Origin of the sequence: Nocardioides furvisabuli, from assembly GCF_021083185.1 — a bacterium.
In the GTDB taxonomy this organism is placed as follows: Bacteria; Actinomycetota; Actinomycetes; order Propionibacteriales; family Nocardioidaceae; genus Nocardioides; species Nocardioides furvisabuli.
Genome location: NZ_JAIGQB010000005.1, coordinates 247,606 through 269,333 on the forward strand (window position 1 = coordinate 247,606; position 21,728 = coordinate 269,333).

The 21,728-nt window shown below is 72.7% G+C and carries 24 protein-coding genes; 14 read left to right on the plus strand and 10 right to left on the minus strand.

Features of this window, described 5'->3' with window-relative positions:
- Positions 1-40: 40 nt before the first annotated feature.
- A complete protein-coding gene (locus K4G59_RS12205; RefSeq protein WP_231251331.1) occupies positions 41-901 on the plus strand; it encodes a ParA family protein in 861 nt (286 codons plus the stop codon).
- Positions 902-904: 3 nt separating this feature from the next.
- Here the strand turns inward: K4G59_RS12205 and K4G59_RS12210 are convergent, their stop codons facing one another.
- On the minus strand, positions 905-2,293 hold the full coding sequence (locus K4G59_RS12210; RefSeq protein ID WP_231251332.1) for a DEAD/DEAH box helicase: 1,389 nt from the start codon (positions 2,291-2,293) through the stop codon (positions 905-907).
- A 158-nt stretch (positions 2,294-2,451) separates the two neighbouring features.
- Here K4G59_RS12210 and K4G59_RS12215 point away from each other — a divergent pair, with 158 nt between their 5' ends.
- Positions 2,452-3,126, plus strand: coding sequence for a ferritin-like fold-containing protein (locus K4G59_RS12215; protein WP_224275564.1), 675 nt, complete (start codon positions 2,452-2,454; stop codon positions 3,124-3,126).
- A gap of 21 nt (positions 3,127-3,147) precedes the next feature.
- Here K4G59_RS12215 and K4G59_RS12220 read toward each other — a convergent pair whose 3' ends face one another.
- From K4G59_RS12220 to K4G59_RS12230, 3 genes are all read right to left on the minus strand, one after another.
- Entirely contained in the window at positions 3,148-3,462 is a 315-nt protein-coding gene (locus tag K4G59_RS12220; protein WP_231251333.1) for a GlsB/YeaQ/YmgE family stress response membrane protein, read from the minus strand.
- Positions 3,463-3,478: 16 nt separating this feature from the next.
- On the minus strand, positions 3,479-3,697 hold the full coding sequence (locus K4G59_RS12225; RefSeq protein ID WP_231251334.1) for a DUF3107 domain-containing protein: 219 nt from the start codon (positions 3,695-3,697) through the stop codon (positions 3,479-3,481).
- 63 nt (positions 3,698-3,760) lie between these two features.
- Positions 3,761-4,348 carry a TetR/AcrR family transcriptional regulator gene (locus tag K4G59_RS12230; protein ID WP_231251481.1) on the minus strand — a complete coding sequence of 196 codons (588 nt, stop codon included), beginning with the start codon at positions 4,346-4,348 and terminating at the stop codon, positions 3,761-3,763.
- 235 nt (positions 4,349-4,583) lie between these two features.
- Between K4G59_RS12230 and moeZ the strand changes: the two genes are divergently transcribed.
- Genes moeZ through K4G59_RS12275 form a run of 9 tightly spaced genes read left to right on the plus strand, consistent with a single transcriptional unit; the run spans position 4,584 to position 11,796 of the window.
- Entirely contained in the window at positions 4,584-5,783 is a 1,200-nt protein-coding gene (gene moeZ, locus K4G59_RS12235; protein ID WP_231251335.1) for an adenylyltransferase/sulfurtransferase MoeZ, read from the plus strand.
- Positions 5,784-5,843: 60 nt separating this feature from the next.
- Positions 5,844-6,716, plus strand: coding sequence for a S1 family peptidase (locus K4G59_RS12240; RefSeq protein ID WP_231251336.1), 873 nt, complete (start codon positions 5,844-5,846; stop codon positions 6,714-6,716).
- Between the two features lie 53 nt (positions 6,717-6,769).
- Entirely contained in the window at positions 6,770-7,564 is a 795-nt protein-coding gene (locus K4G59_RS12245) for a DUF4129 domain-containing protein (protein ID WP_231251337.1), read from the plus strand.
- Positions 7,561-8,004: a hypothetical protein gene (locus K4G59_RS12250; RefSeq protein ID WP_231251338.1), complete on the plus strand. Its 444-nt coding sequence runs from the start codon at positions 7,561-7,563 to the stop codon at positions 8,002-8,004. The genes K4G59_RS12245 and K4G59_RS12250 overlap by 4 nt, the downstream gene beginning before the upstream one ends.
- Positions 7,997-8,986 (plus strand): AAA family ATPase, encoded by a 990-nt coding sequence (locus K4G59_RS12255; RefSeq protein WP_231251339.1) that lies wholly within the window; start codon positions 7,997-7,999, stop codon positions 8,984-8,986. Before K4G59_RS12250 ends, K4G59_RS12255 begins: the two co-directional genes overlap by 8 nt.
- Positions 8,983-10,257, plus strand: a complete 1,275-nt coding sequence (locus K4G59_RS20515; protein ID WP_231251340.1) for a DUF58 domain-containing protein — start codon at positions 8,983-8,985, stop codon at positions 10,255-10,257. The genes K4G59_RS12255 and K4G59_RS20515 overlap by 4 nt, the downstream gene beginning before the upstream one ends.
- Positions 10,254-10,772 carry a hypothetical protein gene (locus K4G59_RS12265; protein ID WP_231251341.1) on the plus strand — a complete coding sequence of 173 codons (519 nt, stop codon included), beginning with the start codon at positions 10,254-10,256 and terminating at the stop codon, positions 10,770-10,772. The genes K4G59_RS20515 and K4G59_RS12265 overlap by 4 nt, the downstream gene beginning before the upstream one ends.
- The gene (locus tag K4G59_RS12270) at positions 10,769-11,116 is read left to right on the plus strand and encodes an MGMT family protein (RefSeq protein ID WP_231251342.1); all 348 of its coding nucleotides are present in this window, start codon (positions 10,769-10,771) and stop codon (positions 11,114-11,116) included. Before K4G59_RS12265 ends, K4G59_RS12270 begins: the two co-directional genes overlap by 4 nt.
- A gap of 5 nt (positions 11,117-11,121) precedes the next feature.
- Positions 11,122-11,796: a lysophospholipid acyltransferase family protein gene (locus K4G59_RS12275; RefSeq protein ID WP_231251343.1), complete on the plus strand. Its 675-nt coding sequence runs from the start codon at positions 11,122-11,124 to the stop codon at positions 11,794-11,796.
- On the opposite strand, the gene K4G59_RS12280 is transcribed toward K4G59_RS12275, so the two are convergent.
- From K4G59_RS12280 to K4G59_RS12290, 3 genes are read right to left on the minus strand one after another with little or no spacing between them, the layout of a single operon-like run.
- A complete protein-coding gene (locus K4G59_RS12280) occupies positions 11,769-13,199 on the minus strand; it encodes a YlbE family protein (RefSeq protein ID WP_231251344.1) in 1,431 nt (476 codons plus the stop codon). The two genes, K4G59_RS12275 and K4G59_RS12280, sit on opposite strands and share 28 nt — an antisense overlap.
- Positions 13,196-14,689 carry an AllF/FdrA family protein gene (locus tag K4G59_RS12285; RefSeq protein WP_231251345.1) on the minus strand — a complete coding sequence of 498 codons (1,494 nt, stop codon included), beginning with the start codon at positions 14,687-14,689 and terminating at the stop codon, positions 13,196-13,198. The genes K4G59_RS12280 and K4G59_RS12285 overlap by 4 nt, the downstream gene beginning before the upstream one ends.
- Positions 14,686-15,450, minus strand: a complete 765-nt coding sequence (locus tag K4G59_RS12290) for an oxamate carbamoyltransferase subunit AllH family protein (protein ID WP_231251482.1) — start codon at positions 15,448-15,450, stop codon at positions 14,686-14,688. Before K4G59_RS12290 ends, K4G59_RS12285 begins: the two co-directional genes overlap by 4 nt.
- Positions 15,451-15,530: 80 nt before the next feature.
- Between K4G59_RS12290 and K4G59_RS12295 the strand changes: the two genes are divergently transcribed.
- Both K4G59_RS12295 and K4G59_RS12300 read left to right on the plus strand, forming a co-directional pair.
- A complete protein-coding gene (locus tag K4G59_RS12295) occupies positions 15,531-16,790 on the plus strand; it encodes a PucR family transcriptional regulator (RefSeq protein ID WP_231251346.1) in 1,260 nt (419 codons plus the stop codon).
- A gap of 2 nt (positions 16,791-16,792) precedes the next feature.
- On the plus strand, positions 16,793-17,563 hold the full coding sequence (locus tag K4G59_RS12300) for a class I SAM-dependent methyltransferase (protein ID WP_231251347.1): 771 nt from the start codon (positions 16,793-16,795) through the stop codon (positions 17,561-17,563).
- Between the two features lie 17 nt (positions 17,564-17,580).
- Here the strand turns inward: K4G59_RS12300 and K4G59_RS12305 are convergent, their stop codons facing one another.
- The gene (locus K4G59_RS12305) at positions 17,581-18,864 is read right to left on the minus strand and encodes an HNH endonuclease signature motif containing protein (protein ID WP_231251348.1); all 1,284 of its coding nucleotides are present in this window, start codon (positions 18,862-18,864) and stop codon (positions 17,581-17,583) included.
- Positions 18,865-19,118: 254 nt separating this feature from the next.
- Here K4G59_RS12305 and K4G59_RS12310 point away from each other — a divergent pair, with 254 nt between their 5' ends.
- The gene (locus K4G59_RS12310) at positions 19,119-19,478 is read left to right on the plus strand and encodes a hypothetical protein (RefSeq protein WP_231251349.1); all 360 of its coding nucleotides are present in this window, start codon (positions 19,119-19,121) and stop codon (positions 19,476-19,478) included.
- A 184-nt stretch (positions 19,479-19,662) separates the two neighbouring features.
- Here the strand turns inward: K4G59_RS12310 and K4G59_RS12315 are convergent, their stop codons facing one another.
- Entirely contained in the window at positions 19,663-20,271 is a 609-nt protein-coding gene (locus K4G59_RS12315; protein ID WP_231251350.1) for a flavin reductase family protein, read from the minus strand.
- A 10-nt stretch (positions 20,272-20,281) separates the two neighbouring features.
- A complete protein-coding gene (gene nhaA / locus K4G59_RS12320) occupies positions 20,282-21,481 on the minus strand; it encodes a Na+/H+ antiporter NhaA (RefSeq protein WP_231251351.1) in 1,200 nt (399 codons plus the stop codon).
- Positions 21,482-21,728 lie beyond the last annotated feature (247 nt).

The window sequence follows — 21,728 nt, forward strand, 5'->3', positions numbered from 1 at the left end:
ACCCCACCGCCCGCGACCCCGTCCGGCACAATGGGCGGTGATGAGCACCCAGAGCCCGATCACGCTGGCCGTCGCCAACCAGAAGGGTGGCGTCGCCAAGACCACCTCCGTCGCGTCGATCGGGGCCGCGCTGGCCGAGCTGGGCCACCGCGTCCTGCTGGTCGACCTCGACCCCCAGGCGTGCCTGACCTTCTCCCTCGGCATCGACCCCGAGGACCTCGACGTCTCGGTCCACCACGTCCTGACCCAGGGCGTGGACCCGGTCGAGGTGATCATCGAGACCGAGGACGGCGTCGACGTGCTGCCCGCCACGATCGAGCTGGCTCGCGCGGAGGCCGACCTGCTGACCCGCACCGGGCGCGAGCACGTGATCAAGGGTGCGCTCGAGCAGCTCGCCGAGGACCTCGGCGACGAGGCGTACGACTGGGTGCTGCTCGACTGCCCGCCCTCGCTCGGCGTGCTGACGGTCGCCGCGCTCACCGCTGCCGACGGCGTGCTGGTGCCGCTGCAGTGCGAGACGCTGTCGCACCGTGGTGTCGGCCAGCTGCTCGACACCGTCCACGACGTACGCCGCTTCACCAACCGCGGCCTCGAGGTGTGGGGCGTGCTGCCGACGCTCTACGACGGTCGCACCAACCACGCCCGTACGGTGCTCGAGACCATCAGCGAGACCTATGACCTCGAGGTCGTCGAGCCGCCGATCCCCAAGACGATCAAGTTCGCCGAGGCCCCCGCGGCGGGTCGCTCGATCCTCGCGACGAGCCGCAGCAACAAGGGCGCGCAGGCCTACCGCGAGGTCGCGAAGAACCTCGTCGAGCGCGCCGCGCGGCCGAAGGCGAAGAAGGCGGCGAAGAAGAAGCCGGCCACGAAGGCCGCCGCCGCGAGGACGGCGGCCCGCTAGGGCTCAGGCCTGGCTGGGGGTGTCCTTCACGGGGGCGCCGCCGCGGGTCCGGCTGCGGCTGCGGTTGCGCCGACGCGGCGCGTCGCCGGACGCCTTCTCGCGCGAGCCACCGTCGCGCGAGCCACCGTCGCGCGAGCCACGCTCGCGCTGCGGGCGCTCCTTCTTCTCCACCGGCGCGGGGTCGACGATGCGGCCCTTGGTGCCGGCCGGGATGCCCTGGTCGTGGAAGAGGTGCTCGGAGGTCGAGTAGGTCTCCTGCGGCTCCGGGAAGGGCAGGTCGAGGGTCTTGTTGATCATCTTCCAGCGGTGCACGTCCGCCCAGTCGACGAAGGTGATCGCGATGCCCGAGGCGCCCGCGCGGCCGGTGCGGCCGATGCGGTGGACGTAGGTCTTGTCGTCCTCGGGGCAGGTGTAGTTGATGACGTGGGACACGCCGCGCACGTCGATGCCGCGGGCGGCGACGTCGGTGGCGACGAGCACGCGGATCTTGTCCTCGCGGAACTTCGCCAGCGCCTTCTCGCGCGCGACCTGGGCCATGTCGCCGTGCAGGGGCGAGGAGCTGAACCCACGCTCGGCGAGGTCGTCGGCGACCCGCTGCGCCTGGCGCTTGGTGCGGGTGAAGACGATGATCTTCTCGGCGTCCTCGGCCTGGAGGACCCGGCCGATGATCTCGGGCTTGTCGAGGTCGTGGGCCAGGTAGATGAACTGCGCGGTCGCCGGCACCATCGTGGTGTCGTACGACGACTCGGCACGGATGTTCATCGGGTGGCGCATGTGGGTGCGGGCCAGCGCGACGATCGCCGACGGCATCGTGGCCGAGAACAGCATCGTCTGGCGCGTCTCGGGCGTCTTGGACAGCAGCGTGATGACGTCGGGCAGGAAGCCGAGGTCGAGCATCTCGTCGGCCTCGTCGAGCACGAGCGCGTGCACGTGCGAGAGGTCGAGGGCGCGGCGGTTGGCCAGGTCGATGAGGCGACCGGGGGTGCCGACCACGATGTCGACGCCGGACTCGAGGGCCTCGAGCTGGGTGTCGTAGCCGACGCCGCCGTAGACGGTGAGGACCCGCAGGCCCATGTCCTTGCTGGCGAGGTGGAGGTCGTTGGACACCTGGAGCGCGAGCTCGCGGGTGGGGGCGACGATGAGGGCCTGCGGCTTGCCCTGCGGGAGGTCGGCGTACGCCGGGTTGCTCGGCGCGATGGAGCGCTGGAGCACCGGGATGCCGAAGGCGAGGGTCTTGCCGGTGCCCGTGCGGGCCTGGCCGATCAGGTCGGTGCCGAGCAGGGCGACCGAGAGGGTCATCTCCTGGATGGCGAAGGGGGTGGTGATGCCGGCGCGCTCGAGCGCGTCGCAGATCTCGGGCAGTACGCCCAAGTCACGGAAGGTGGTGGTCACGGATGTGTCGCTTTCGGAAGAGTCGGATGTCCCACGCGTATGCGGTCAGTCCACTCGGGAAAGCGTGCAAGCAGGAGTGCCGACCGCGCACATACAGGCGGCCGCCGGCCAAGAAGTCGGCGGCTCGGTCACGGTGATGATATCGCTAGGCTGCGCGCATGACTGAATCGCCCGACGAGGACTACCGCCGCGCCGCCGTCGACCTCCTCGGGGCGATCGCCTACGGAGAGCTCTCCGCCTTCGAGCGGCTCGTCGAGGACGCCAAGATGGCGCCGGGCATCGGCGACAAGATCGCGATCGGCGCGATGGCCACCGCTGAGTTCGCCCACCTGCAGAAGCTGGTGGACCGCCTCGAGGAGCTCGGCGCCGACCCGGTCGAGGCGATGCAGGCCTTCCAGGCCAGCTTCGACAGCTTCCACGCCCACACCGCGCCCGCCGACTACTACGAGGGCCTGATCAAGGCCTACGTCGGCGACGGGCTCGCGGCCGACTTCTACCGCGAGATCGCGGCCTACCTCGACGCCGAGACCCGTGAGGTCATCATCGCCTCGCTCGAGGACGCCGGCCAGACGGCCTTCATCGTCGAGCGGGTGCGCGCCGGCATCGCCGAGGACCACCGCCTCGGCGGACGCCTGGCCCTGTGGGGACGACGTCTGATGGGCGAGGCGCTGACCCAGGCCCAGCGGGTCGCGGGCGACCGTGAGTCGCTCACCGCGCTGCTCGCCGGGGGAGTGGACCGACCCGGGCTCGACCTCGCCGCCCTCGGACGGATGTTCACCCGGCTGACCGAGCTGCACGCCGCGCGGATGGCGCAGCTCGGCCTCGACGCCTGAGAAGGACCGGGTCTGGGCTGGTCAGGACCGCCGGGCGGCCCGACCGGTGACCGTGGCCGCGATCATCACGAGCACGGCGGCGGTGCCGACCTGCCACAGGTGACGCCACCAGTCGAGCCCGCGGCTGGTGTCGTACATGTCGCCGCGCGCGTAGCCGTCGGCCACGCCGAACACGGCGTAGTAGAGGTAGGTGCCGACGAACGCGCCGCCGACGCCGCACAGGACGGTCAGCCACAACGGGATGTTGTCGCGGTCGCCGGGTGCGACCACCTTGCCGAGGAAGCCGATGACCAGTCCCAGGGCGAGGGTGACCAGGACGGTCCAGATCAGTCCCACGGGCCGGCCTCCCGGCTCAGCGGAAGCCGACGGTGCTGGACGTCGGCGAGCCCAGCTCGACGTAGGCGATCTTGTCCGCGGGCACGACGACCGCGCGGCCCTTGACATCGGCCAGGCGCAGCACGCCGTTGCCGGCCAGCGCCTCGGCGAGGCTCGCCTCGATGTCCTCGGGCTTGCTGTCGGTGTCGAGCACCAGCTCGCGCTGGGCGTGCTGCACGCCGATCTTGACCTCCACGATGTTGCTCCTTGCTCGTTCGTCAGGGGGTGGTTCAGGGATGTGTGCTGCGAGTCTGTCCGGTCAGTGGTCGTCGGTCATCGGATAGCCCCGGATCCCGCGCCACGCAAGGCCGGCGATCAGGGCCGCGGCGTCGTCCTGGGAGATGCCTCCGCCGCCCGCGAGCCAGAACCGGGCCGAGACCTGCGCCATTCCCACCAGCGACACCGCGAGCAGCTCGGAGGCCTCGTCGGGCAGGCCGGTGTCGGTGCGGATCACGTCGGCGATCATCGAGGCGCACTCGATGGTGACCCGGTCGACGCGCTCGCGCACGTCGGGCTCGCTGGTGAGGTCGGACTCGAAGACCAGGCGGAAGGCACCCTCCTCGGAGGCGACGTAGCTGTAGAACACCTTCATCGTCGCCGCGACGCGGTCCTTGTTGGCCGTGGTCGACGCGAGCGCCTCGCGACAGCCGTCGATGATGGTGTCGCACGAGGCGTCGAGCAGGGCGAGGTAGAGGTCCAGCTTGCCGGGGAAGTGCTGGTAGAGCACGGGCTTGGAGACGCCGGCACGCTCGGCGATGTCGTCCATCGCGGCCGCGTGGTAGCCCTGGGCGACGAAGACCTCGAGGGCCGACTCGAGCAGCTGCACGCGTCGCTCGCGGCGCGGCATCCGCCCGCCGCGCGGTCGCGGGAGCGCGCCGTCGGGCGTGGTGTCGGGGCTGCCTGCGGTCACGTCGTGCTCCTGGTGCTGCTGTCGGATCATCCTGGCTGGTGCGGGGCGAGCCTATCCGCCCCACGCCGGTCCGGATGCCGGGACGTCGTACGGCGGGTCGCGGGGCCGGGGGGAACATGGACGGGTTCCCGATGGTTGTGCCGGGACCTGGTCGTCCCACGAAGGAGTCACCGTGTCGTACCCCGCGCTCGTCGAGCCGGCTGCCGAGCTCACCACCGACGAGGTGCGCCGCTACAGCCGCCACCTGATCATCCCCGACGTCGGCATGAGCGGGCAGAAGCGCCTGAAGAACGCCCGGGTGCTCGTCATCGGCGCGGGCGGCCTCGGCTCCCCGGCGCTGCTCTACCTCGCCGCTGCCGGCGTGGGCACCATCGGCATCGCCGAGTTCGACGAGGTCGACGAGTCCAACCTCCAGCGCCAGATCATCCACGGCATGTCGGACATCGGACGCCCCAAGGCGGTGTCGGCCCAGGAGTCGATCGCCGAGGTCAACCCCTACGTCGAGGTCGTGGTGCACAACGAGCGCCTCGACAACGACAACGTGCTGCAGATCTTCGAGGGCTACGACCTCATCGTCGACGGCACCGACAACTTCGCCACGCGCTACATGGTCAACGACGCGGCCTACTTCCTGAAGATCCCCTACGTCTGGGGCTCGATCTACCGCTTCGACGGCCAGGCCTCGGTGTTCGCGCCGTCGATGTCCGACGAGGCGCCGTGCTACCGCTGCCTCTACCCCGAGCCCCCGCCGCCGGGCATGGTGCCCAGCTGCGCCGAGGGCGGCGTGCTCGGCGTGCTGTGCGCCAGCATCGGCTCGATCCAGGTCAACGAGGCGATCAAGCTCCTGACCGGCATCGGCGACCCGGCCATCGGCAAGCTCGTCATCTACGACGCGCTCGAGCTGGAGTGGCGCAAGCTCAAGGTCCGCAAGGACCCGAACTGCGCACTCTGCGGCGAGAACGCCACCGTCACCGGCCTCATCGACTACGACGCCTTCTGTGGCGCGGTGTCCGACGAGGCCGCGGAGGCCGCGGCCGGCTCGACGATCTCGGTCGTCCAGCTCGAGCAGATGCTCAAGGAGCGCGAGGCCGGCGAGCGCGACTTCACCCTCATCGACGTGCGCGAGCCCAACGAGTTCGAGATCAACCAGATCCCGGGTGCGGTGCTGGTGCCGAAGGGCGAGTTCCTCAACGGCAACGCCCTGGGCGACCTGCCCGCCGACAAGCCGATCGTGCTGCACTGCAAGTCGGGCGTGCGCTCGGCCGAGGTGCTCGCCATCGTCAAGGGCGCGGGCTACGCGGACGCGGTCCACGTCGGCGGCGGTGTGGTGGCCTGGGTGAGCCAGATCGACCCCAGCCAGCCGGCGTACTGACCCTCGGCCACGGGGAGGGGCGGGGCGTAACCGCCCCGCGGGGGCTTCGTTGGACCCTGCATGCGCACTCCGACGAAGCTCCTGTCCCTCGCCGCGGCGTCCGGCCTCCTCGCCGCCGCCGCCACCAGCGCGCCCGCATCCGCGGCGCCGAAGAAGCAGGCCCGTGCCTCGTGGGCGCCGGCCGCCACCGCCACGATCCACCCCGGCGTGCAGATGTACACCGACGGCGCCCAGTGCACCGCCAACTTCGTCTACACCGACGGCTCCGGTGCGACGTACGTCGGCTACGCCGCGCACTGCGCCGGCACCGGTGAGGCGACCGACACCAACGGCTGCGACGCCGGCTCCCTCCCGCTCGGCACCCGCGTCGACTTCGTCGAGGGCGGCTCGCTGCTCGTCGAGGGCACGAAGGTCGGCTCCGGCACGCTGGCGTACTCGTCGTGGCTCACGATGGAGCAGCGCGGCGAGACCGACGCGGACGCCTGCGCCTACAACGACCTCGCCCTCGTGAAGGTCGACGCCGCCGACGTGGCGAAGGTCAACCCGTCGGTGCCCTTCTGGGGCGGCCCGGTCGGCGTCGACACCGACGGCACGTCCGCCGGTGAGACGGTCCACTCCTACGGCAACTCCAGCCTTCGTGGCGGAGTCGAGCTGCTCTCGCCCAAGCAGGGCACCAGCCTCGGCACCGACCCGAGCGGCTGGTCGCACCCGGTCTACACCGTGACGCCGGGTGTGCCCGGTGACTCCGGCAGCGCCTTCCTCGACGCCGACGGCAACGCCCTCGGCACGCTGTCGACGCTGGCGCTGGCGCCGCTGGCCGGGTCCAACGGCGTCGGCGACCTGTCCCGCGAGCTGTCCTACGCCCAGACGCACGGTCCGATCGCCGGACTGCGCCTGGTGCCGGGCACGGAGCCCTTCAGCCCGATCCTCTGACGATCCCGCCGACACATCTCGCGTGGCGCGACCCGGTCACCTAGGGTCGCGCCATGCGTGCACTCGGGGGACTGCCGGACGGGCTGCGTGCCGTCCTGGCGGTGGCCGCCACCAGCCTGCTGATGGTGGTGGCTGCCTGGGCGACCCTCATCGGCCCGGACCAGGTCTTCACCGGCCCGGGCGTGGTCGAGCGGACACCGACGACCACCACCCGCACCTGCCTCCCGCTCGTGGTCACCACGGCTCCCGACGGCACGACGGGGACGACCGTCCCGGACAACCCGCAGGGCCTGCCGCTGTGCGAGGAGCCGGACACCTCGCGCCAGGACGCGACCGACCTCGTCGAGCGGGCCGACCCGCCCCTGTGGCTCAAGGTGCTGGTCTGGCTCTTCCTCCTCGTCGTGCTGCTCACGGTCGTCGCCCTCGTCGTGTGGGTGGTGGCGAACCTGGCGCGGGGCCGTCAGCCCCGCACGCGCGAGCAGCGCGAGACGGTCGGGTTCACCGTCCTCAGCGAGCCAGCCCGGCTGGTCGAGGCGATCACCGCGGACTCCGCCCAGCAGGACGCAGCGCTGCGCGACGGCGACCCGCGCAACGCCATCGTCGCGGCGTGGCTGCGCTTCGAGGTGCAGGGGGAGGCCGCGGGGGTCGGGCGACGGTCGTGGGAGACCTCCTCGGAGTACGCCCTGCGCGTGCTCGACCTCGTCTCCGCGGACAGCGGCGCGGTCAACAGGCTGGCGGGCCTCTACCGCGAGGCCAGGTTCAGCGAGCACCCGATCACCGAAGAGCACCGCACCGACGCGCTCGAGGCGTTGACTACGATCCGCCGCAGCCTCGGGGTCCGACCGTGAGGGCGCGCTGGGATGCCGTCCCGCGGGCCTGGCGCAGCCGGATCCTCCTCGGCACGCTCGCCGCGGTGGTCGGCTACGCCGCCGCCGTGCTGCTCCGGTTCGACCCCCGACCCGGGCCGTACGTCGTCATGGCCGCCGTCGTGCTCGCCCTCGGCTGGCTCGTGCTGGACACCGTGGACGCACCTGCCGCCGAGTGGGTGCCACGCGTCCAGCCCGCCGGCGACCGGGTGGACGAGGCGACCTCCGACCTGCGCGTCCTGTCCAGCCACCAGCAGGCCAGGGAGCCGTCGGAGACGCTGCGCGAGCGCCTCGTCGCCCTGGCCCGCGCCCGCGACCCCGTGCTGGCCGAGGACCTCCGCCGCGAGCTCGACCCCCTGCGCCGCCTCTCGCCCGGCGAGATCGACCGCATCCTGACCCGAATCGAGGAAGTCCGTGACTGACGCCCCCGCCCCTGTCGCCCCCACCCCCACCGAGGTGGCGCCGTTCGCCGAGCGGGTCCTCGACGAGGTCGGTCGCGCCGTCGTCGGCAAGCGCGACGCGCTGAGCCTGGTGCTGGCGGGCATCCTGGCCAAGGGCCACGTGCTGCTCGAGGACTTCCCGGGCCTGGGCAAGACGCTCGCCGCGCGGTCCTTCGCGGGCGCCCTCGGCCTGGACTTCTCCCGCGCCCAGTTCACCCCCGACCTCCTGCCTGCCGACCTCACGGGGTCGTACGTCTACGACCAGCGCCGCGGCGAGTTCGACTTCCGTCCCGGTCCGGTCTTCGCCGGGCTGCTGCTGGCCGACGAGATCAACCGCACGCCGCCCAAGACCCAGTCGGCGCTGCTCGAGGCGATGCAGGAGGGGCAGGTGACCGTGGAGGGCCAGACCCACCGGCTCCCCACGCCCTTCCACGTGCTGGCCACGGCCAACCCGGTCGAGTACGAGGGCACCTACCCGCTGCCCGAGGCGCAGCTCGACCGGTTCCTCCTGCGGGTGGCCTTCGGCTACCCCACGGCGTCGGAGGAGGTCGACGTGCTCCGGCGGCGCCTCGACCGACAGCGCGAGGAGGTCACCATCGAGCAGGTCAGCGACGCCGCCGGGCTCGCCGCGATGCAGGCGGCGGTGGAGCAGGTCGCCGTCGACGAGTCCGTGGCGCGCTACTGCGTCGACCTCGTGGACGCCACCCGGCGCCACGCCGACGTGCTCACCGGTGCCTCGCCCCGCGGGAGCCTCGGCCTGGTGCTGACCGCGCGCGCCTGGGCGGCGATCCGCGGCCGCGACTTCGTGGTGCCCGAGGACGTCAAGGTGGTGGCGCGCGCCGTGCTGGCGCACCGGGTCACGGTGAAGCCCGACCTCTGGATGACCCAGGCCTCGGGCGCGCGCGTGGTCGAGTCGGTGCTGGGCAGCGTCGAGACACCGCACACCCTGGAGTCGCGACGGTGAGCACCTGGCGACCGACGCCGTCGCTCGTCCGCGCCAGCCTCCTCGCGCTCGGCGGCCTCGCCGGCGGTGTGGTGGGCGGTCTGGACGTGCTGGTGGTGCTGGCCGCTCCCTTCGTGATCCTGGCCGGGATGGGGCTGGCGGGCCGCCCGCGGCACCTGCCGACGGTCTCGACGCGCATCGACCACCACCGGCTGCACGAGGGCCAGGGCACGACGTCGCGGCTCGTGGTCGACGACCTCGCCGGGGTCGAGCACGCGACCCGGGTCGCCGGTCCCGCCCCGCACGTCGCCACCCGTCCGACGTACGGCGCCGCCGGATCGCTCGTCGACGCCGGCCTGCCCCTCATCGAGTTCAGCCCCCGCCGTTGGGGCCGCCGCGCGATCGGCGCCGAGCGGGTGGGCCTGACCAGCGCCTGGGCCGGCTGGCAGTGGGGGCCGGTCGACATGCCCGAGCACGGCCTCAGCGTGCTGCCGCAGACCGCGCCGTACGACAGCCGCGCCGAGGTGCCGCAGCCCGACGGCCTGGTCGGACGGCACCGCTCGCGCCGGATCGGCAGCGGCACCGAGTTCGAGGGCATCCGCCACTTCGCCTCCGGCGACCGCCTCAGGCGGATCACCTGGCCGGTGTCGCTGCGCACCGGTGAGCTCCACGTCGTCACGACCCGCGCCGAGCAGGACGCGGGGGTGTGGCTGGTGGTCGACGGCCTGCGCGACATCGGCCGCTCCGGGGGCATCGACGGCGCGGCGAGCACTCTCGACCTCACCGTGCGTGCGGCGGCCGCGCTGGCCGAGCACCACGTCCGCACCGGCGACCGCGTCGGGCTGCTGGTCGTGGCCGCCGATCCCTCGCGCGTGCCGCTCGGGTCGGGGCCGCGGCACCTCCAGCGGATCCACGCGGTCCTGGCGCGGATCCGGACCGAGGGCCGGAGCGTCGCACCGGAGCGCCTCGACCTCGGGGCCGGCGCCGGCAGCGTCGTCCACGTGCTGTCGCCCATGCTCTTCACCCCGCTCGTCACCGCGACCGCGAGCCTGCAGCGCAGCGGCGCCTCGGTCGTCGTCATCGACACCTGGGGGGAGCGGGACCCCGGGACCGACCGGCTGGCATGGGCGAGCCTCGCCGCACGGATGCAGAAGATCGAGCGGGACGACCGGCTCGACCGGCTCGCCGCGCTCGGCTGCCCGGTCGTGCCGTGGCGCGGACCGGGCACCCTCGACACCGTGCTGCAGCAGCTGGCCCGCAGGGCCCGGGTGCCGAAGGTGCGGGCCCGATGAGCGTGCTCGACCGGGTCCTGCCGCCCGGACTCACGTCCGGCGGACTCGTGCTGAGGGTCGTGCTCGCGCTGCTCCCGTGCGCGGCGCTGGCGCTCGCGCTGCCGGAGGTGCCCCACCTGGTCGTCACGACCATGGTCGTGGCCTGCTCGGTGCGGTGGGCGGTGACGCCCGACCACCCGGCCGGGGCAGCCGCGCTGATGCTGGTCGCCGCGTGGTGGGCCGTGCACGACGTCGTCGACTGGCGGGTGCTCGTCGTCGCGGTGCTGCTCCTCGCCGCCCACCTGGTCGCGACGCTCCTCGCCCACGGCCCGGCGGCCCTCCCGGTCGACCCACGCCTGGCCGGCCTGTGGCTGCGGCGTGCGCTGCTGGCGCTCGTGCCGATGCCTGTCGCATGGCTGGCGGTGCGCGGGCTCGACGCCGAACTCGCCCCCTCGTGGCTGTGGATCGTCGTGGCGCTGGTCCTCGGCGTCCTGCTGGTGCTGACCTCTCGGATCCTGGTGCCGGAGGCCGAATGAGCACCGGTCGATCGAGCACCGAGGAGGAGCGCGAGCTCTACGCCGAGCTGGTGCTGCAGTGCGCCGAGTCGGTCCCGCGTGGCCGGGTCACGACGTACGGCGCCATCGCCGACGTGGTCGGTCGGCGGCTGGGACGCGGTGGTCCCCGCCTCGTGGGAAACGTGATGGCCCGGCACGGCGCCGCGGTCGCGTGGTGGCGGGTGGTGCGGGCCGACGGCTCGCTGCCGCCGTCGCACGACGAGGAGGCGCGCCGGGCCTACCTCGAGGAGGGCACCCCGCTGCGCGCGAGCGGGGCGGTCGATCTGGGACGTGCGTTCGTCGCCCCGACCCTGCAGGCACAATGAGCGCCATGCTCTACACGGTCGCGCACGGAGTCATCCCACCGCTGGCCCGAGCCGTGTGGCGTCCCACGGTCGAGGGGTTGCACCACCTGCCGTCGACCGGCCCGGTGATCGTGGCGAGCAACCACCTGTCGTTCTTCGACTCCGTGGTCATCCCGGTGGTCGTGCCGCGCAAGGTCGTCTTCCTCGCCAAGTCCGACTACTTCACCGGCACGGGTGTGAAGGGTGCGCTGACCCGCACCTGGTTCGAGGGGCTCGGCATGCTCCCGGTCGACCGCGACGACACCAAGGCCGCGATCGCCAGCCTCGACACGGCGCTCCAGGTGCTGCGCCGCGGCGAGGCGTTCGGGATCTACCCCGAGGGCACGCGCTCGCGCGACGGCCGGCTCTACCGCGGCCGCACCGGCGTCGCCCACCTCGCGCTGACCGCGGGCTGCCCGGTCGTGCCGGTGGGGCTGCAGGGGACCGAGGACATCCAGCCCGTCGGCGCCAACCGGCCGCGGCTGCGCGGGGTCGACGTGACGGTGCGCTTCGGTGCGCCGATCCAGGTCGCGGGGGAGTACGACGGCGTGCCGAGCGGTCGCGCGCGCCGCGAGCTCACCGACCGGATCATGGCCGCCATCGGCGACCTGACCGGCCAGGAGCCCGCGGGCATCTACAACGAGCGCCCGGGCACTGCCTGAGCCAGCGCCGCCAGCGCCTGCGGGAAGATCTCCGCGGGAGGTGTGACGAGTCCGGCGCCGACCTGGCCCACGCCGGCGACCGCACCGGCCATGCCGGTGTTGATCTGCGGCAGGATCCCGGTGCGGCACACCTTGCTGACATCGATGCCGGTCGGGGTCCCCTGGAACTCCAGCACGGGCACGGACCAGCGCGGGTTCTCGGCGAGGGTGATCTCGTGCATGCGTCGGGTGGTGGCGAGCGCGTCGGGGACCGAGCCGCCCACGAGCCGCACGATCGCGGGCGCGGTCGCCATCGCGAAGCCCCCGATGCCGGCGGTCTCGGTGATCGCCGAGTCGCCGATGTCGGGGTTGGCGTCCTCGGGGCCGTAGTCGCCGAGGAACAGGCCGTCGGCGACCTGGGCAGGCCCGGTGAACCACTGGTCGCCGGTGCCGGAGACCTGGATGCCGAAGTCGGTGCCGTTGCGCGCCATCGCCACCACCATCGTCGAGCCGGGAACGTCGCGCCCGGCGTCGAGGGCGAGCTTGCACGCCGGCATGGCGAGGTTGAGGAAGAAATGGTCGTTGCCGCCGACGAAGCGCAGCGCGTCGCCGACGTCCTTGCTCTCGAAGCCACTGGTGACCATCGCGGGGGAGAGGTCGCGCAGCAGCATCAGCGTGCCGGCGCGGTTGCGGTTGTGGGCCTCGTCGCCCATCTGGAGCATCTGGGTGAGGATGCCGGTGACGTCGGACGCCTCCTCGGTGCCACGGACGGCCGCCTGCAGGAGCGGGCCCAGCACGTCGCCCATCCAGCGCAGCCGGGCGAGCACGTCCGGGCCGTACGCGCCGTACCGCAGCACCTTGCCGAGGCCCTCGTTGAGGGAGCAGTAGGTCCGCTTGCCGGTGGCACGGTCCTCCAGGACCCACATCCACATCGACGGCGTGACCACGCCCGCCATCGGTCCGACCGCGCTGCGGTGGTGGCAGGGCTCGAGGCTGACCGAGCTCCCGGACTCGAAGAGCGCGACGGCGTCCTCGGGGTCCTCGACGAGGCCCTCGAGCGCCGCGCCACCCATCAGGGCGCCGCGCAGCGGCCCGGAGGTGCGGGCCCACTCGATGGGAGGTCCCGCGTGCAGGAACTGGCCCTTCTCGAGGCCGAGGACCTCGCTGGCCGGAGCGACGTCGACGAGGTGGGCGGTGACGCCGAGCATCGCCTCGACCGCCCGCCGGTTGGCGTCGGGGCGCCGCGGGTCGGTGGCGACGGCGGCGAGGTCGGCCTCGGTGCCCGGCATCGGCGGGCGCCAGTCGACCCGCTCGACGTCCACGGCCTGGCCGGCGACCGCGTCGGCGAACATGTCGGCGCCGCAGGTGACGACCGTGGGGGTGGTGGCGCCGGCGCTGACGGGTGAGGGGCTCGTGGTGCTCACTGGTGGGCTCCTTCGGATCGGCTCAGCAGGTCGAGGGCGCGGCGGGTGGCCGCGGCGTTGGAGAGGTGGACCTCCGCGCCCGCGGCGACGAGGGCGTCACGCTGGGCGGCGAGGCCCTGCGGGTCGAGGTCGGAGCCGACGAGGCTGACGATCACCGGGATCGGCCGCGCGCTGCGGGCGGCGGTGATGGCGGGCGCGAGGTGCGCTGCCGGGTCGGGCTCGGCGCCGTGGCCGAGCACCAGGTCGAGCAGGATCACGCCCGTGGCGGGGTCGGCGGCCGCGCGCGCGATCTGCTCGTTGCGCAGGGTCGGGTCGATCATCGGGTGGGCCCGGCCCTGGGTGAGCGCGTCGTCGCCGAAGTCGACCATGACGTGGTCGTCGACGATGAGCTCCTCAGCGAGCGCGAGGTCCGCGGAGAGCGGGATGTTGCTGCGGATCGGGCCGAGGGCCTCGGCTGCCATCAGCATCGACTCGTCGCACAGCGTGCCGCCGACGAAGAGACCGCGCAGCAACGGGCCGGTGGCGGGGCCGGTGTTGTCGACGCCGTGGACCGGCCACTGGGGGGCCTCGTGGCCGAGCCGGGCGAGCACCGCCTCGGCGACGGTGGTGAGGTCGCGCTGGCCGCGGCCGAGCAGGCCGAGCTCGACGGGCGTGCCCAGCGCCTCGGCCTCGCGAGCCAGTGCCTCGGCCACCTCGGGTGCGGGCGGCTTCGACACGACCACGACCAGGTCGACGTCTGCGTCCGCGTCGAGGCGGCGCAGGGCCTCGCGGGTGGCGAGGCCGCCGACCGCGGAGGACAGGTCGCGACCGCCGACGCCCAGCGCGTGGCGTACGCCCACTCCGTCCAGGGTCTCGCCGGCGTGGTGCAGCAGGGTGAGCAGCTGCTGGCAGCCGGTGCCGGACGCTGCGACCAGCCCGATGCGACCCGGGCGGACGGCGTTGGCGAAGCCGAGGCCCACCCCGTCGAGCAGGGCGGTGCCGCAGTCGGGACCCATGACGAGCGCGCCGCGGGTGGCGGCGTACGTCTTGAGCGCGACCTCCTCGGCCACGGGGACGTTGTCGCTGAAGATCATCACGTCGTGGCCGGCCTCGAGAGCGTCCATCGCCTCGACGGTGGCGCTCGCGCCCGGCACCGAGATGAGCACGACGGCCCCCGGGCCCCCGTGCCGCAGGGCCGCGCCGGTCGTGCGCGGCGGCGCCTGCGCGGTGTCGCCCGACGACGGGCGGGTGGGGACCAGGGCGGCGTCGACGGCCGCGAGCGCGGTGGCTACGTCGGCGTCGTCGTCGAGCCGCAGCGCGACCACCATGTCGTTGGGCGAGGAGGCCGGGACCTCGAAGCCCATGCCGGTGAGCACCTCGAGGTTGAGGGCGGTGGCCATGGCCACCTGCGCGGCGACCACGCCGGGGGCGGCCTGCACCGCCCGGCTGACCTGGAGCAGGGTCACCGAGTCGGCGTACGCGCCGCTCCGGAGCTCGACGTGGTCCTTCATGCAGCCCTCCCGGGGCGGTCGGTGGAGTGGTCGGTGGTGAGCGAGGTGAGGGCGAGCCGGGCGCCGGCGAGGAGGCCGGCACCGGACGTGGCTCCCACCGCGAGGAGCGCCGCGGTCGTGGTGTCGTCGGGGGCGGCGAGCCAGTCGGCGAGCTGGGGGAGCGCCTCGCCGTGCAGCGCGCACTCGAGGAGCGTGGCGGAGAGGAGCGTGGTGACGCCGAGACGACGGCGTACGGCCGCTGCGAGGACCGGGTCGGGACGGCCCAGCGCGGCGCGGGTGGCCAGCCAACCGGCCAGGACGTCGTCGCCGAGCGGTGTCAGGCCCGGACCGCGGCCGAGGAGGTGGTCGAGGTGGGCGGCGGTGAGCCGTCCGTCGGCGGGCAGGTCGAGGCCAGAGGCGACGACGACCTCCGGTGCGGGTCCGTGGCCGTCGTGCTGCCCGACGCGGGTGGCGCGGGGGTCGACGAGCCGGGTGATGCGCAGTGCGCGGCCGCCGACGACGAGCTCGCCCGCGCTGATGGTGGCGGTGGGGCGCAGCACCCCTAGGTCGGGCAGGGTGGACCAGAGCGCGCACGGCACCCGGGTCGCGCCGGCGGAGACCAGTCCCACGCACCAGCCGTCGAGGTCGAGGTAGACCGCGGTGCTGCTGGCGTGCAGCACCCGCCGAGGTCCGGCCGGGGCGGCGGCGAGCCGCTCCCGCACCCGGATCGGCGCCGCGACTCCGATCGCGACCGAGGTCGCGGCGGAGATCGGGCTGGACATCACCGGACAGACGCTAGCGGCCCGTGGCACACTCGCGAATGTGACTTCCTGACAAGCAAGGGGCAGAAGTGGGCCAAGACTTGATAAGCGACCCCGAGGCGGTCGCCGCACTGGAGCGGGCGGACGCGCTCCACACGGCGCTGTCGCACATCGTCCTGGAGGGCGGCGACCTCGCCGCCATCGCCGAGGCGGTCGGTGTCGCGCTCGGGTGCGGTGTCGTCTTCACCTCCACCGACGGTCGTGAACGGGCCGCCCACCTCGACGAGGCGCAGCGCGAGGCCCTCGCCGGGGCCGACCTGCTCGACCCCACCGGGCGGGTGCGCGTCGAGCGCATCGACCCCGACGGCACCCCCGTGGGGGGCGGTGAGGCGCTCGTACGCCGTGTGGTGGCCGCCGGCGTCGACCTGGCCCGACTCGTGGCGCTGCGCCCCGAGGGCCACATCCACTCCTCCGACGTGCACGCGCTCGAGCGCGCGGCGATCGTGGCCGCGCTGCTGGTGACGCGCGTCGAGGCGATCACGGCCGTGGAGAACAAGTACCGCGGCGACTTCCTGCGCGACGTGTTCCTCGGGCGTGCCGGCGAGGAGGACTACGTCGCCGAGCACGCCCATGCCTTCGGCTGGCACCTCGGGCGGCCGGTCGTGGTCGTGGTCGGCGTGCTCGACCCCGACGCGATCGCGGCGCTGTCGGCGTCGCCGGAGGACCGGCGGGCGTGGCAGGACCGCTTCGCCCACGCCTGGCGTCAGGTCACCGCGACGGTCGACGGGAGCATCGCGTCGGTCGCCTTCAGCCGGGAGGTCGTCACCCTCATCCCGGTCGACCTCGAGGGTGACCCCGTGGCCCAGCACGCTGCGGTCGACCGGATCATCGAGGCGGTCCGCGGCGACCGGGGCGGCGGTCGGATCGCCTTCTCGGCCGGTGTCAGCCGGGTGGCCCACGACCTGGGCGACCTCCCCGAGGCCTTCCGCCAGGCGCAACGCGCCGTCGAGATCGGTCGCCGGGTGCACGGCGGCGGGTCGGTCACACGGTTCGACCAGCTCGGCCTGCACCGGTTGCTCGCGCTCGTGCCCGACGGCGCCGAGCTGACCGCGTTCGCCGCCGACGTCCTCGGCCCGCTCGCCGAGCGCACGGCGGAGGCGGCCGACCTCCGCGAGACCCTGCAGGTACTGCTCGACACCAACTTCAACGTCGCTGAGGCAGCACGCGCGCAGTTCTTCCACTACAACACGATGCGCTACCGCGTCGGCAAGCTGCAACGGATCCTCGGCCCCGTCGCCAGCGACCCGCACCTGCGCCTCGACGTGGCGGTGGCGCTGAGGGCGCTGGAGATCGCCGACTGACCGTGGGGAGCGCGGCAGGTGGGACCGATCCGTTCTACTCGGACGCAGTGCTCTACGACCGGCTGTTCGCCGGCGGTGAGGAGGCCGTCGCCTTCTACCGGTCCGAAGCAGACCGCCGGGGTGGTGACGTCCTGGAGCTCGGGTGCGGCACGGGGCAGAAGCTGATCCCGATCGCGGCCGACGGGCACGCGTGCACCGGACTGGAGCTGTCGCCGGCCATGCTCGCCCGCGCTCGGCACAAGGCGGGCGAACGCGGGGTCGAGGTGCAGTGGGTGCAGGGCGACATGCGTGACTTCTCCCTTGGGCGCACGTTCGACCTGGTGGTCATCGCAGCCAACTCGTTGCTCCACCTGCACGATGCCGAGGACATCGTGCGCTGCTTCCGGGCGGTGCGGCGCCACCTGGCGCCCGGAGGGCGGTTGGTCTTCGACGTGTTCAACCCCGACGTGCGCATGCTCGCCCGGGCCGACGGCGTACGTCGCAGGCGTGACGCGCTGTCGTACGTCGATCCCGATCGCGGGGTGGTCCACGTCGACGTCGCGGAGACCTACGACTCGCTGGCGCAGGTCACGCGCGGGACGTGGTTCTTCTCCACCGAGGCGCAGCCCGACTTCCTCGTCGCACCGCTCGAGGTGCGGAGCATCTTCCCCCAGGAGCTGCCGGTGCTGCTCGAGCTCGGCGGCCTCCGGGTCGTGGAGCGCTTCGGCGACTGGTCCCGCGCGCCGCTCACGGCGGATGCTGCGCTCCAGATCTACGTCTGCGAGGCGGACTGACAAGCTCCCGGGTCGGCCTACGTCCGTCGGTGGAACCTGAGGTCGCCGTTGGGGAGCCGGTCAGTGCGGTAGCCGGTGTCGTGGACCCGGTGGTGATGGTGCGGGCACAGCAGGACCGCGTTGGCCAGGTCGGTGGGTCCGCCGGTGTGCCAGGGGTCGAGGTGGTGGGCGTCGCACCAGCTGCCGGGGACATCGCACCCCTCGGCGCGACAGGCGTGGTCGCGGATCAGCAGCGCCTTGCGCTGCGCGGGTGTGAACAGCCGCTTCGCGCGTCCCAGGTCGACCGGCAGGCTGGTGCCGTCGAGGACCGCGGGCAGGATCTTAGCGGTGCAGGCGAGCCGGCGTGCCTGGCTGGCGGTGATGCGGTCGCCGGTGAGGTCGTCACCCGGGACGAGGCCGGCGCCGATGAGGTCGGCGGTCGCGAGCTCGGCGCGCAGGGAGTCGAGGGGGATGGTGACGATCACGGTGGTGGCATCGCCGCCGTGGACCGGGAGCCGGGACGGGTCGACGGTCTCGAGGAACCGGGCGAACGCCTCGCCCATGCGGCGCGGGTACGGCAGCCGGGTGAACGGATCGGACGTCTGCGCATCCTCAGCATTCTCGCCGCGCTGTGCGCGGGGGTTGGCAAACGCTTCGAGGTAGGTCGCGAGCCTCGTTGCGACCGCGTCCGGCACGAGCGCGCTGATGCGGGTGGTGCCATCGCCCTGGCGGCGCATCGTCATCCGCGTCCGCTCCGCAGCGGCGGTTTCGAGGTCGGCCAGCCGGGCGGCTTCGGCGGCCTCGGCGATCTCGGGGGCGATCACGTCGAGGACCCGGCGCCCGATCCGGCCCAGCTCCTTGGGGCCGAACTCGCCCGCGCAGCCCACGAGGTGGGCTTCGGCGCGGGTCACGGTGTCGGTGTCCACCGCAGCAGGCAGAGCGTCGAGAGCTCGTCGGATGACGTGCGCCTGCGCCAGCGTCACGGCGCCCTCGCGCATCCCCGCGGCCAGCACCGGCCGCTCCCGGTCCAGAACGGTTGCGAGGCCCATGTCGGCTCGCGCGTCAGAGAACCGCGTACGGGTTTGGTGTGCCAGCCACCCAGCAGTGTCCTTCGCACCCGTCGCGTCCGCGAGGTCACCGGCATCGGCCAGGACCCGCAACCGCAGCTCGACCAGCTGCGCCTCCGCCGCGACCAGCTCCCGGAGGGCGGCAGCCTTGTCATCGACAGTCATGAACGTCGGGTTCGCCCCCGCGACACCTTTTAACAGGCCCCGGATGTCGGCGACAGCAGCCAGGATCGGGTGACCCACAAGAGCACTCACGGCTGGCCTCCTTCCGACGACGGGGGACCTCACGCATGCGCGTGAGGTTCAACGGTCGTCGCTCCTGGAGGCCCGGACACCCGGGCAATTACTGACCCTCGCAACTCGCCCCACCAGCTCGGCATCTCGACTACCCGGTGACTGTGGAACGTGACACCGACTCTACGCCACCGTGAGCCGATATAGAACACATGCTCGATCAAGATCTCGTCAGATCCGCCAGCTGGAACAGTCACCGCACGAAGGGAGCACGCATGAGGATCGGGCACGTGGTGGTGATGGTGGCCGTCGTCGCGGCCGTCGGGAGTGGATGCGGTGCGTCCACGGCCGCGACGAGGGAAGATCCGACACCATCGGCTGTTACAGGAACCGCACTTCCCTGTGCCGACGCCGAACAGTCGCGCGTTGACCTGGACGTTCCTGGCCCTGGGCAGCCCAGCCCTGAGGAGGCAGTGGCGACCTACGCGGGCGCGTTGGAACTGGCATCTCGTGAAGTCAACGGAGACACGGTCGTTGTCGGACTCAGGCAGGATGGGTCGATCTTCCGCACGTACCACGTGAGCCAGCGCGCCGATGGTTGGTGGCCCGACGGCTACTCGGAGTGCCGCGCCTGAGACGGCTCGCTACACCCGGACAAGGGGCTGAGTGGGCGCCAGATCGCGCCATGAATGGACGCCGGGCCGGATCAGTCGATGTCGCGCGGTTGGAACGCCCGATCCTCGCGATGCCCGCTGCGGACGATCACCACGCGCACCGCCCTGCGTCGCGAGGGTGTGAATCGTGCTCGACCGGCCCGCGTCACCCCGGACGGCGCATGTCGAACCGGTTGCTGGTGTCGATGCCGAAGTAGGCCGTCGGCCCGCCCGCCCTCAGGATCGGCTGCGCCCGGGCGGTGTCGTAGATGCCGTCCACCAGCAAGTCCTCGTCGATGTGCACTCCGACCACCTCGCCGACGGTGAACCAGGAGCCGCTGGCCCCACCCGACGCGGTCTGCAGCTCGATGATCTGGGTGACGCGGCACTCGAAGGTGACCGGCGCTGCAGCGACTCGAGGCGCCTCGACCTCCAGCGAGGCAACGGCCTCGAGCCCGGCCGCCTCGAACTCGTCGACGTCCTCGGTGGTGGAGGTTGCGTTCATCTGCTCGGCCAGTGAGCGGGTCGCGAGATTCCAGGTGAATTCGCGTGTCGCTTCTGCGTTCGCCACCGTTCCCTTCCAGCCGTTGCTGGAGAACCCCACCAGCGGCGGGCGGTAGCTGAGCGCGTTGAAGAAGCTGTACGGCGCGAGGTTGCGTCGGCCCTGCGCGTCCAGTGTCGCGATCCAGCCGATCGGGCGCGGGGCGACGATGGAGTTGAAGGGGTCGTGCGGCAGCCGGTGGCCGTCCGCAGGACGGTAGAAGTGTTCGCTCACCTGTGATCACCTACCGGCTCGCAACGGCTCCGGATCGCCGAGCAGCGAGGACCATCAACGCGGCGCCCAGCAGCGCGGCCACCAGGGACCCGGCGAAGATGCCGATCTTCGCCGTCTCGGTCAGCGCGGCGTCGTCGTAGGCGAGGTCGGCGATGAAGAGCGAGACCGTGAAGCCGATGCCGGCGACCGCCGAGACCGCGACCACGTGCAGGCTGGACACGCCCTGGGGCAACCGGCCCAGCCCGGTGCGTACGGCGAGCCAGACGGCGCCGCTGATGCCCACGATCTTCCCGAGCACGAGCCCGAGGGCGATCGCCCAGGGCAGCGCGGACTGGGCGGCCTCGCCCAGCACCCCTCCGCCGAAGCTCACGCCGGCGTTGGCGAGAGCGAAGAGCGGCACCACCACGAAGGCCGACCACGGGTGGAGGCGGTGCTCGAGGGTGGCCAGCACGTTGCGTCCGCCGACCTCGCCGGCGGGGGTGAGCAGTCCGAGGGCGACCCCGGCGATCGTGGCGTGCACCCCTGACTCCAGGGTGGCGGCCCACACCGCGACGCCCACCACTGCGTAGGGCCAGATGGCGGTGACGCCCACCACGCGGAGCGCCACGACGAGACCGAGCCCGGCCACGGCGCCGGCCAGCCAGGCCAGGGACACCGTGTCGGTGTAGAAGAGCGCGATCACCGTGATGGCGATGATGTCGTCGACGATCGCCACGGACAGGAGCAGGAGCTTGGCCCCCGACGGGACCCGGTCTCCCAGGAGTGCCAGCACCCCGACCGCGAAGGCGATGTCCGTGGCCATCGGGATGCCCCAGCCGGCACCCGCCGCACCACTCGTGAGAGCGACGAAGATGACGGCCGGGACGACGACGCCACCGACCGCGGCCGCGGCCGGCAGCGCCGCTGCTCGCGGGTCGTGCAGCTCGCCGATCGCCAGCTCGCGCTTGATCTCGAGGCCCACGACGAAGAAGAAGATCGCCATCAGTCCGTCGTTGACCCAGTGCTGGAGGTCCTCGGTGATCGCTGCCGGACCCCAGCCGATGGTCAGGTACTGGCCCCAGAAGGACGAGTACGAGTCGGACACGGGGCTGTTGGCCCAGACGACCGCCACGAGCGCACCCACGACGAGGACGATGCCGCCGGCGGCCTCGTCGTGGAGGAAGTCCTGAAGTGCGCTGAGGGGCCGTCGGGTGGTGCGCTGCGTCGTCATCGAGCTCCTCGTTCCTCGTGGTGCCCCGTGGCTGCCGGTGCCACCGAGTGTTGCAGCGGCGTGGTGGCGAGGTCGTCGACGCGGCCTCCTCGATGTCCACGTCGACCGTCGCCCGCGCTGCCCGAACCGCTGAAGAACTTGTCATCACATCGGGTGTTCCTTCGGCAGTTCTCGCCAGTGAGGCCGTGTGATGTGGCGCACTAGTTTGAGGCCTCTCGGGTACCCACCCCTGCTAGATCTGGAGGCT